This window comes from Streptomyces odonnellii, assembly GCF_000981895.1.
Taxonomy (GTDB): domain Bacteria; phylum Actinomycetota; class Actinomycetes; order Streptomycetales; family Streptomycetaceae; genus Streptomyces; species Streptomyces odonnellii.
On the sequence record NZ_LATD01000386.1, the window covers coordinates 1 to 9,873 of the forward strand.

Genomic DNA, 9,873 nt, shown 5'->3' on the forward strand with positions numbered 1-9,873 from the left:
GCGACGGTGACGGGCCCGAGGCGGTGACGGGCCGGGGGCGGTGAGCGGCGGCTGGCCCCGGGGACAGGGGTGCCGTGGTGCCGGTCCTGCGGCCACGGGCGGGGCTCCTGGTCGGCGCGCGCGTCAGGCCGTGTCGTACCGGCCCGCGAACCAGGACCGTACGGCCTCCGTGTGCAGCGGGAAGGCCAGCCTGGCGGGCGCGCGGAGGACGTGCCAGCCGGATGTCTCCTCCGTGGGCCGCGAGGGAGGCAGTCCGTCGGCCCGCCGCTCCGGGAGCAGGCCGAACAGGAGGAGATGGCCGGCCGGCGAGCTGAGGGCGTCGGCGAGTCGCACGTCCGCGCCGTCCGCCTCGATCCCGGTCTCCTCGCGCAACTCCCGTACGACCGCGTGCCGCCAGTCCTCGCCGTGGTCGATAAATCCACCGGGCAGTGCGATCCCGCCGTACTCGGGCTCGATGGTGCGTGTGATGACGACCAGACCGCCGCCCCGGTCGTCGCTCACCGGCAGCAGCGCGATGGCGACGGGCAGCGGATTCCGGTAGGCGGTGGCGCCGCACGCGGCGCAGGTACGCGGCCAGCCGACCGCCGCCGGATACGGCGTACCGCAGCTTCCGCAATGGGAGTTGGCGACGGGCCGCTCGCCGGGCAGCGGCATGTTCTGGGACTCGGACACGCGCGGACTGTATCCGACCGCCCTTCCCCGGAGCCCCGGAAGCTGATAGATGAAGGTGCCCATGACACGACTTCAGCCCGGACTCCGGTCCACGCTCCGCGGTCTCGCCGGCTCGGCCGCCGCCGTGCTGCTCGCCGCCACCGCCACCGTCGACGCGCCCGCCGCCCAGGCCTCGGCCCATGTCTCGCCGGAGCCGGCCGCGCCCAGGGAGTTCGTGGCTCTGCGGACGGTCGCTCCGACGATCATTCAGGAGATGCGGTATCCCACTCCCCACAACTTCCTGGGCGAGCCCGTGGACGGATACCAACAGCCGACGTGCATCCTCACCCGGTCCACCGCGCGGGCGCTGCGGCACGCGCAGCACCGGCTGCTGCGGAAGGGCTATTCGCTGAAGGTGTACGACTGTTACCGGCCGCAGCGGGCCGTCGATCACTTCGTACGGTGGGCGAAGGATCTCCAGGACGAGCGGATGAAGGCGGAGTTCTATCCACGGGTCGACAAGTCGCGCCTGTTCGAGGACGGTTACATCGCGGAGAAGTCCGGGCACAGCCGGGGCAGTACGGTGGATCTCACGCTGGTGAAGCTGCCCGCGCTGCCGACCCGGCCGAACATCCCGGGCGAGGAGCTGGCACCCTGCTACGGCCCCAAGGCCGAGCGGTTCCCGGACAATTCGGTGGACATGGGAACCGGTTTCGACTGTTTCGACACCTTGTCCCACACGGATGATCCGCGGGTCCAGGGCGAGCAGCGGGCCAGCCGGCAGTTGCTGAAGACGACCCTGGCCGAGGCCGGTTTCACCAATCTGCCCGAGGAGTGGTGGCACTTCACCCACAAGCCCGAGGCGTTCCCGGACACGTACTTCGACTTCCCGGTGGCGTGGCGCTCGGTCGTACGGAACTGACGGCACCCGTTTCCCGTTCTCCGGCGGGCGGTTACGGTGCCTTCATGGCGGAGCGAGAGTTTGATTCGTACGAGGAGTTCTGGCCCTACTACGTTGCGATGCACTCCAAGGCGGCGACCCGCTGGGTCCATCTCACCGGCACACTCACCGGGCTCGCGATCAGCGCGTACCTTCTGGCGCGCGGGCGGAAGCGGTATGCGGCGGCCCTGCCGCTGATCGGGTACGGGACGGCCTGGCCGGCGCATTTCTTCATCGAGAAGAACAATCCGGCGAGCTTCGGGCATCCGGCCTGGTCCCTGCGCGGGGATGTGCAGATGATCCGGATGATGCTGGCGGGGCGCGACCGTGAGCTGGCGGAGATCGCGGAGAAGTGGCTCGCCGAGCACGCTGAGCACACCGACCACTCCTGAACCGGCCTTCACCCCGACTGACTCCGGCCCCCGGAGCCTCACATTCCGTACGCCTCTGTCAAGACCGTCCCTGAACAGCGCTTGCTGTCAATGACCTTGACGCTCCCTCACCGGCCGGTGAACACTTCCTGATCGCCGTCAGCGCCGCAGTCCGGCGCGCTCAGCACGCTCATCAGGAGATCCGGGGCCGACGAGGCTCCGGGCCAGGTCTAGGAGCCGCATTGAGCAATGGGGACATATTCGTCGGTGAATTCATCGGAACGGCCATACTCATCCTCTTCGGCGCGGGAGTCTGCGCCGCGGTCACACTCCGCCACTCCAAGGCCAAGGACGCCGGCTGGGTGGTGATCGCCTTCGGCTGGGGCTTCGGCGTACTGGCGGGCGCGTACACCTCGGCACCGCTGTCGGGCGGGCATCTCAACCCGGCGGTGACCGTGGGGATCGCGGTCGACACGGGCGAGTGGGACAAGGTTCCTCTCTACATCCTGGGGCAGATGACCGGCGCGGTCTTCGGCGCGGTGCTGTGCTGGCTGGCGTACTACGCGCAGTTCCGGGCCAACTCCGAAGCCGGGCAGGCGCAGCCGACGCTCGGCATCTTCTCGACGGCGCCGGAGATCCGCAGCCCGGTCGCCAACGTTGTCACCGAGACGATCGCGACAACCGCGCTGGTCCTGCCGATCCTGGCCTTCGGGAAGAACGCGGGCATCGGTATCGGCGAACTCCCCGGCCCCGGCAACGCGGGGGTGTACGGCTCCGGGATCTCCATCCTGCTGGTCTCGCTGCTCGTCGTCGGCATCGGTCTCTCGCTCGGCGGACCCACCGGTTACGCCATCAACCCGGCCCGCGATCTGGGGCCGCGGATCGCGCACGCGCTGCTGCCGATCCCCAACAAGGGCGGTTCCGACTGGGGTTACTCATGGGTTCCGGTGGCCGGGCCGCTCATTGGCGGGGTCCTCGCCGGAGTCGTCTTCAACGCGGCGTTCTGAAGCCCCGTCCCGAACTCCGCTCCCCGGACTCCGAACTCCGCTCGCGGACCTACCGACTTACCGACGTACCGACTTACCGATCAGCAAAGGGACACCATGACGGAGAAGTTCGTCGCCGCCATCGATCAGGGCACGACATCGAGCCGCTGCATCATCTTCAGCCACGACGGCGCGATCGTCGCCGTCGACCAGAGCGAGCACCGCCAGATCTTCCCCAAACCCGGCTGGGTGGAGCACGACGCCACCGAGATCTGGTCGAAGGTACAGGGAGTGGTGGCCGGGGCCCTCACCAAGGCCGGGCTGCGGGCCGACCAGCTCAGCGCGCTGGGGATCACCAACCAGCGGGAGACGACCGTCCTGTGGGACCGGGCGACCGGCAGGCCGGTGCACAACGCGATCGTCTGGCAGGACACCCGTACCGCCGCGCTCTGCCGTGAACTCGGCGGCGAGGACGGCCAGGACCGGTTCCGGAACGCCACCGGGCTGCCCCTGGCGAGCTACTTCTCCGGGCCCAAGGCGGCCTGGCTGCTCGATCACGTACCGGGACTGCGGGCACGGGCCGAGCGCGGCGAGATCGCCTTCGGAACCCTCGACTCCTGGCTGATCTGGAATCTGACCGGCGGTACGGACGGCGGGGTGCATGTCACCGATGTGACCAACGCGTCCCGGACCATGCTGATGAATCTGGAGGCCCTCCAGTGGGATCCGGCGATCCTCGCGGCGATGAACGTCCCCGAGGCCGTGCTGCCCGAGATCAGGTCCTCGGCCGAGGTGTACGGGACGGCCGTCGGCGCGCTCGCCGGGGTGCCGGTGGCGTCCGCTCTCGGTGACCAGCAGGCGGCGGTCTTCGGCCAGGCCTGCTACGACACGGGCACCGCCAAGAACACCTACGGCACCGGCAGCTTCCTGCTGCTCAACACCGGTGAGCGGCCGGTGGCGTCGAAGAACGGCCTCATCACGACCCTCGGCTACAAGATCGGCTCGGAGGCGCCCGTCTACTGTCTGGAAGGGTCGATCGCGATCACGGGAGCGCTGGTGCAGTGGTTCCGTGACCAGCTCGGCCTCATCCGGAGCGCCGGTGAGATCGAGGAGCTGGCCGCGAGTGTCGACGACAACGGCGGGGCGTACGTCGTACCGGCCTTCTCCGGGCTGTTCGCGCCGTACTGGCGGTCCGACGCGCGCGGGGTGATCACCGGGCTGACGGGTTACGTGACCAAGGCGCATCTCGCGCGTGCGGTGCTGGAGGCGACGAGCTGGCAGACGCGTGAGGTGGTCGACGCGATGTACCAGGACTCGGGGGTACGGATCACCACGCTCAAGGTGGACGGCGGGATGACCGCCAACAATCTGCTGATGCAGCATCAGGCCGATGTGCTGGGCGTGCCGGTGATCAGGCCGCGGGTCTCGGAGACGACCTGTCTGGGCGCGGCGTACGCGGCGGGGCTCGCGACCGGGGTCTGGTCGGATCTGGACGAGCTGAAGGCGCACTGGAAGCGCGACGCGGAGTGGTCGCCGGCGATGGCGGCGGACGCGCGCGAGCGCGAGTACGCCAACTGGCGCAAGGCGGTGGAGCGCAGCCTCGGCTGGCAGGACGAGGAGGCGGGGGCCGGGGAGTAGCGGGGCCCTCGTGGAGCGGTACGGCCGGTGGTGGGGGTACGGCCCGTGCTCCGGCCGGTGGCGGGGGTACGGGCCGTGCTCCGCGCGGTGGCGCGGGTACGGCCCGTCCCTCGGCGGCGTCCGGCTCCGCTCAGGGGTCCGGCGTCGCTCAGGTGGTGATGGCCGCCGCGTGTTCGCGCTGCCGTGTCGCCAGCGTCATGGCGTGCTCGACGACCGTCACCAGCACTTCCTTGACGGACTCGCGTTCACGTGCGTCGCACATCACCAGCGGCACCTCGGGATCGAGGTCGAGCGCCGCCCGTACGGTCTCGGCCGGGAACCGGCCCGCGCCCTCGAAGCAGTTGACGCCGACCACGAAGGGGAGTCCTGAGTTTTCGAAGTAGTCGACGGCGGGGAAGCAGTCGGCGAGGCGGCGGGTGTCGACGAGGACGACGGCGCCGATGGCGCCGCGGACGAGGTCGTCCCACATGAACCAGAAGCGGTCCTGTCCGGGGGTGCCGAAGAGGTAGAGGATGAGGTCTTGGTCGAGGGTGATGCGTCCGAAGTCCATGGCGACCGTGGTGGTGGTCTTGCCCTCGACGCCGTCGACATCGTCGACGGGCCGGCCCGCCTCGCTCAGCATCTCCTCGGTACGGAGCGGCCGGATCTCGCTGACCGCGCCCACCATGGTGGTCTTGCCCACCCCGAAGCCGCCCGCGACCAGGATCTTCAGCGTCACCGGTTCAACCGGACGCCGTCCGTGGTCAGAGCGCCCGTAGACCATTGATCACCTCGCGGAGAATGTTCACGTCCGGCAGTTCGGCCGGCGGAACGGGACGGGTTACATGCACGATCTCGTCCTCGACCAGATCACCGACCAGCACCCTGACCACTCCGACGGGGAGGTCCAGGCTCGCGGACAGTTCGGCGATCGACTGAGGGCTGGCGGAGCAGCGTTCCACGATCTCCACATGTTCGGGGGAGAGCGTCTGGTCCCGGCCGGGATCGCCGGCCGTGGGTTCGGGGACGACGATCGCGATCAGGTCGAGCCGGTGGCGCGTCGCGCTGCTGGTGCGGCCGCGCGTCATCGCGTACGGACGTACTACTGGTCCGGCCTCGCCGTCGAACCAGTGCTGCTGATCCTGACCCGCGTCATTCATCCTAGTCCACTCACCCTCCGGCGGGCAGACCGGTCCGGGACGGCGTGCCGAGGTGGACGCCGACCCGCTTGACCATCAGCGTCATCTCGTACGCCACCTGACCGACGTCGGAGTCCGCGTCGGACAGCACGGCGAGACAGCTTCCGTCGCCCGCGGCGGTCACGAAGAGGAACGCGTCGTCGAGTTCCACCACCGTCTGCCGGACGCTGCCGGCGTCGAAGTGGCGGCCCACGCCCTTGGCGAGGCTGTGGAACCCGGAGGCGACGGCCGCGAGGTGTTCGCCGTCCTCCCGGGTGAGGTCCTTGGACGTACCGGTGGCCAGTCCGTCGCCGGAGAGGACCACGGCTTTGCGGATGCTGGCGACCCGCTCGACGAGCTCGTCGAGGAGCCAGTTCAGCTCACCCGAGCCGTTGGGGTCCGTGGAATTGAATGCTGCGGCGTCCGGTGCGGTCATCGACCGTCCCCCTCCGATGTGGTTCGTCGTGTATCGCCGGGGCCGGTGGAGTCCTCGGCATCGTTCTGCCGACGGCCGCGCTGCCAGCCCCGTTGGAGAGAAGCCATACGGCTGCGTACTTCGTCCGCGTCCCGTTCGTCGTGGAGCCCGGCGGGGGTGCGGCGCGCGGTGCGGTCCGGGACGGCTTCCCGCAACTGGGGGGCGAGGCTGGCCTGCCTGACCCGGCGCGGCAGGCCGTCGAGCAGGGGCGGGGCCCCGTCGGACGACGGTGCGGCGGGCTGCTGGGCCGCGGGCTGTGCGGGGATGCCGCCGGACCAGGTGCGGCCCGACGCGCCGGTGTACTGTTCCCTGGCGGCTTGGACACGGCCCGGTTCGTCCACGCGGCGGCCCCGGTCCACGACCAGCGTGGGAGGCTTGCGGCGGGGCAGAGCCGGATCGGGAGTGCGCGAGGAGGCGGGGTCCGCGGCCTGCTGGTGCTGCTCGTAGAGACCGCGGGGCGGCTGTGCGCCGCGCCCGTCCCGCCCGTCCCGCCGGTCGCGGAAGTCGCGGCCGTCGTCGCGTGCGTCCCGCATGTCTCGTACATCGCGCGCGTCCCGCATGTCACGGGTATCGCGCAGGTCACGCGGGTCGTCGGCGGAGTCGCGGAGGTGTTCCCGGGCCCGGAAGAGCCTTCCGCGCTCGCTGTCGGTGTCCTCCAGATCGGCGATGCCGTCGCCTCCTCCGCGTACCGGCCCGCTCTCCACTCCGAGAACGCCGACCGGAGGTTCCAGCTCGACGGGGCCGTCGAGCACGGACGGCGCGCTGCTCCGTCCGGTGGGGACCTGCGCCAGCGCGGTGCGCCGGCCGTGGCCGCCGTCGGCGCGGTGGCGTCCGCCGCCGCCCGTGGACCGCTTGCGGTCCAGACGGAATCCGGTGCCCTCGGTCTCGGGGGCGTCGGTGAGCAGCGCGACGGGCAGGAAGACGATCGCGGTGGTGCCGCCGTACGGGGACGGCTGGAGCGAGACCCGTACGTTCTGCCGCTGGGCGAGCCGGCTGACCACGAAGAGGCCGAGACGGTCGGTGTCGGACAGCTCGAACTCGGGGGTCTCGGCGAGCCGCAGATTCGCGTCGAGCAGCACTTCGGGCGCCATGCCGAGGCCGCGGTCGTGGATCTCCAGGGTGAAGCCGTTGGCGACCCGCTCGCCGTGCACCTGGACCGCGGTGTGCGGCGGGGAGAACACCGTGGCGTTCTCCAGGAGTTCGGCGATGAGATGGGTGAGGTCGGCGACCGCGGGGCCGCCGACGCCGATCCGCGGCAGTCTGCGGACCTCGATGCGCTCGTAGTCCTCGACCTCGGCGACGGCGGCGCGTACGACGTCCATGAGCTGAACCGGCTTGCGCCACTGCCGGGAGGGCGCGGCTCCGGAGAGGATCACCAGACCTTCGGCGTGGCGGCGCATACGGGTGGTGAGGTGGTCGAGCCGGAAGAGGTCGGCCAGTTCCTCGGTGTCCTCCGTACGGCGTTCCATGGTGTCCAGGAGCGTGAGCTGCCGGTGGAGCAGGACCTGGTTGCGGCGGGCGAGGTTGACGAACACCTCGGAGACCCCGCGCCTCAGGTCGGCCTGTTTGACGGCGGCTTCGACGGCGGCGCGCTGGAGCGTGTTGAGGGCCTGGCCGACCTGGCCGACCTCGTCGCGTTCGTAGTCGAGCCTGGGCGCCTCGGTCTCCACGTCGACCTGTTCGCCGGCGGCGAGGCGGCGCATGACGCTGGGGAGGCGTACGCCGGAGACCTCGTGGGCCTCCTTGCGGAGGTGGGTCAGGTCGCGGATCAGCTCGCGGCCGACGCGTACGGACACGATCACCGAGATGAGCAGCGCGACGGAGCCCACGACGGCGGCGATCGCGAGCCGGATGAACACCTCACGGCGTACGGGGTCGATATGCGCCCGGTAGAGGGCGTCCGTCTTGGCTCTCTCGTTGGTCAGGTCGGTGAGGACCGGGGCGGTCATCTCCCGCCAGTGCGCGATGTCGACGGCCTTGGGGCCGTTGACGGGACCGGCCGCGATGAGATCGTCCTCGGTCTCGCGCAGGGCGAGGGTGGCGGGGGTGCGCCAGTACTGTTCGAGCGTCACCCGGTCGGTGAGCGGCAGGTCGGAGAGGTTGGTCTGATAGAGGGTGTTGCGGCTCGCGATCAGGTCGGAGACCGTGCGGATGTCCTCGGCGGTGATTCTGCGGGCGACCAGCGCCGAGGCGATCACCGCGTCCTCGCGGGCGACCATCTCGCGGGCGCGGTCGAGACCGACCAGCGCGCGGCCCCAGTTCTCGCCGTCCACGTCCTCGTGCCCGTACAGCGAGGCGAGGAAGGTGTAGCCGGGGTCGACGAGCAGGTTGTAGAAGTCGAGTGCCTTCTCGCGGGTGACCGTGCTCTCGTCCACGGAGCGGCGCATCAGGTCGAGACCCTTCAGGGCCACGAGGATCGCGTTGAACCGCTCGGCGGTGGTGTCGTCCATCTGGTCGACCATGCCGCGGGTGGCGTTCGCCCTGAAGACGGCCACGGACGCGTCGGTGTCGGCGCGGCGGGCGCGGAGTTCGGTCAGCGCGTCCGAGGCCCGGGGGTCGGCGAGGAAGATGAGCGACTGCCGGCGCTCGCTCTGGAAGTCGAGGATCGCCTCCTCGACGGGGTGACCGACTCTGCTGATGACATGGCTGACGTTGAGGAGCTGGGTGGCCTGGCCGCCGGTGAGCACGGTGACGAAGGCCCACAGGACGGTGAGCGCGACGAGCGGCACGAGCAGCAGCGCCACGATCTTCCGGCGGATGGATTTCCCGCGAAAGCGCATGGCCTCCCCCAGCTCGATCCCCGCCCGGTGCGGGAGATGCTCCGTCAGCAAACGGCGCGAGCCTACTACTGTCACACCGGCAACTCGAAGACACATACGGATGATTTTCAGCCGCCCAACGGCGTGTTGATTATGGCTTGTCGTGGTATTCGGCGAGATGGCTTACGCCGTGAGGAGGCCTTGAGCCGGGTGCGACAGCGCTTACCGGCCGGGGCAGTTGGCTTGAATCATTCGCTCAAGGGCCGCAGGGGAATCTTCGCTCACTCCCGTTCGTCTTTGCGTACGGGGATGAGGGTGACGGTGTACGGAGATGGGACCGGCGCCGGGAACACCCGCGCGGTCCGCGTTTCACATTCGGTTCCATGGCCGGCGTGAAGCGTGGCGGGGCGGGCAGTCACCCTGTGGAGTCGGACGGTGGACAGCGGGTGGGGAGTGACGTCCATGGAGACGTATGAACGGCGTGACGCGACGTCGGAGGGTGGGATCGGACGGGTTTCACGGGGGCTCTGGGTGGAGGAGCCGGCGACGCGGTATCGCATGCCGGATCCGGTCAGAACGGCGGCGGTCCGCGCCGTGATCATCGCCGCGGTGACGCTGATTCAGGCCATGATTGCGTTTCTGAGCACGCTCGCGGGCTCCTGGCTGGCCTTTCCGATGGTGCTGAGCAGTGTGGCCTCCACGGTGGTGGCGACCTGGGGGGTCCTCGACGTCTGGGTCACACGGCAGGTGTGGAACCAGCGCAATGGTGTGGTGTCCGTGCCCAGCAGTACGGCGCACGCCCTGCGCCGGGAGCGGCGCAGGGCGAGACGGGCGGCGCGGAGCGCGGCGCGGGAAGCGGCGCGAATACGGCGGCGGGGGCAGGGGCAGGGGCTGTC

At 70.1% G+C, this 9,873-nt stretch carries 10 protein-coding genes; 5 read left to right on the top strand and 5 right to left on the bottom strand.

Annotated elements, in window-relative coordinates:
- Positions 1–123 precede the first annotated feature (123 nt).
- Complete coding sequence (locus WH07_RS30635; RefSeq protein WP_106409720.1) at positions 124–654, bottom strand: NUDIX domain-containing protein; 531 nt, start codon at positions 652–654, stop codon at positions 124–126.
- Positions 655–733: 79 nt separating this feature from the next.
- Here WH07_RS30635 and WH07_RS30640 point away from each other — a divergent pair, with 79 nt between their 5' ends.
- The 4 genes from WH07_RS30640 (at position 734) to glpK (ending at position 4,586) form a co-directional block, all read left to right on the top strand.
- The gene (locus WH07_RS30640) at positions 734–1,573 is read left to right on the top strand and encodes a M15 family metallopeptidase (RefSeq protein ID WP_046507213.1); all 840 of its coding nucleotides are present in this window, start codon (positions 734–736) and stop codon (positions 1,571–1,573) included.
- A 44-nt stretch (positions 1,574–1,617) separates the two neighbouring features.
- Entirely contained in the window at positions 1,618–1,983 is a 366-nt protein-coding gene (locus WH07_RS30645; RefSeq protein ID WP_046507188.1) for a DUF962 domain-containing protein, read from the top strand.
- Positions 1,984–2,204: 221 nt separating this feature from the next.
- A complete protein-coding gene (locus tag WH07_RS30650; RefSeq protein WP_046507191.1) occupies positions 2,205–2,969 on the top strand; it encodes an MIP/aquaporin family protein in 765 nt (254 codons plus the stop codon).
- A gap of 96 nt (positions 2,970–3,065) precedes the next feature.
- Positions 3,066–4,586: a glycerol kinase GlpK gene (glpK, locus tag WH07_RS30655; protein ID WP_046507195.1), complete on the top strand. Its 1,521-nt coding sequence runs from the start codon at positions 3,066–3,068 to the stop codon at positions 4,584–4,586.
- Positions 4,587–4,734: 148 nt separating this feature from the next.
- Here the strand turns inward: glpK and WH07_RS30660 are convergent, their stop codons facing one another.
- Genes WH07_RS30660 through WH07_RS30675 form a run of 4 tightly spaced genes read right to left on the bottom strand, consistent with a single transcriptional unit; the run spans position 4,735 to position 8,998 of the window.
- Complete coding sequence (locus tag WH07_RS30660) at positions 4,735–5,349, bottom strand: GTP-binding protein (RefSeq protein WP_046507198.1); 615 nt, start codon at positions 5,347–5,349, stop codon at positions 4,735–4,737.
- Positions 5,330–5,725, bottom strand: a complete 396-nt coding sequence (locus WH07_RS30665; protein WP_046507199.1) for a DUF742 domain-containing protein — start codon at positions 5,723–5,725, stop codon at positions 5,330–5,332. Before WH07_RS30665 ends, WH07_RS30660 begins: the two co-directional genes overlap by 20 nt.
- 10 nt (positions 5,726–5,735) lie before the next feature.
- The gene (locus tag WH07_RS30670) at positions 5,736–6,179 is read right to left on the bottom strand and encodes a roadblock/LC7 domain-containing protein (RefSeq protein ID WP_046507203.1); all 444 of its coding nucleotides are present in this window, start codon (positions 6,177–6,179) and stop codon (positions 5,736–5,738) included.
- Positions 6,176–8,998 (bottom strand): sensor histidine kinase, encoded by a 2,823-nt coding sequence (locus WH07_RS30675; RefSeq protein ID WP_046507216.1) that lies wholly within the window; start codon positions 8,996–8,998, stop codon positions 6,176–6,178. Before WH07_RS30675 ends, WH07_RS30670 begins: the two co-directional genes overlap by 4 nt.
- 441 nt (positions 8,999–9,439) lie before the next feature.
- Here WH07_RS30675 and WH07_RS30680 point away from each other — a divergent pair.
- Positions 9,440–9,873 (top strand): hypothetical protein (locus WH07_RS30680; RefSeq protein ID WP_046507206.1); only part of this gene is annotated, 434 nt, incomplete at its 3' end.

What these genes read in the sequence shown, in the direction of transcription:
- WH07_RS30635 (WP_106409720.1), bottom strand. Translation starts at nt 654, where the DNA reads ATGCCGCTGCCCGGCGAGCGGCCCGTCGCCAACTCCCATTGCGGAAGC.
- WH07_RS30640 (WP_046507213.1), top strand. Translation starts at nt 734, where the DNA reads ATGACACGACTTCAGCCCGGACTCCGGTCCACGCTCCGCGGTCTCGCC.
- WH07_RS30645 (WP_046507188.1), top strand. Translation starts at nt 1,618, where the DNA reads ATGGCGGAGCGAGAGTTTGATTCGTACGAGGAGTTCTGGCCCTACTAC.
- glpK (WP_046507195.1), top strand. Translation starts at nt 3,066, where the DNA reads ATGACGGAGAAGTTCGTCGCCGCCATCGATCAGGGCACGACATCGAGC.
- WH07_RS30660 (WP_046507198.1), bottom strand. Translation starts at nt 5,349, where the DNA reads ATGGTCTACGGGCGCTCTGACCACGGACGGCGTCCGGTTGAACCGGTG.
- WH07_RS30665 (WP_046507199.1), bottom strand. Translation starts at nt 5,725, where the DNA reads ATGAATGACGCGGGTCAGGATCAGCAGCACTGGTTCGACGGCGAGGCC.
- WH07_RS30670 (WP_046507203.1), bottom strand. Translation starts at nt 6,179, where the DNA reads ATGACCGCACCGGACGCCGCAGCATTCAATTCCACGGACCCCAACGGC.
- WH07_RS30675 (WP_046507216.1), bottom strand. Translation starts at nt 8,998, where the DNA reads ATGCGCTTTCGCGGGAAATCCATCCGCCGGAAGATCGTGGCGCTGCTG.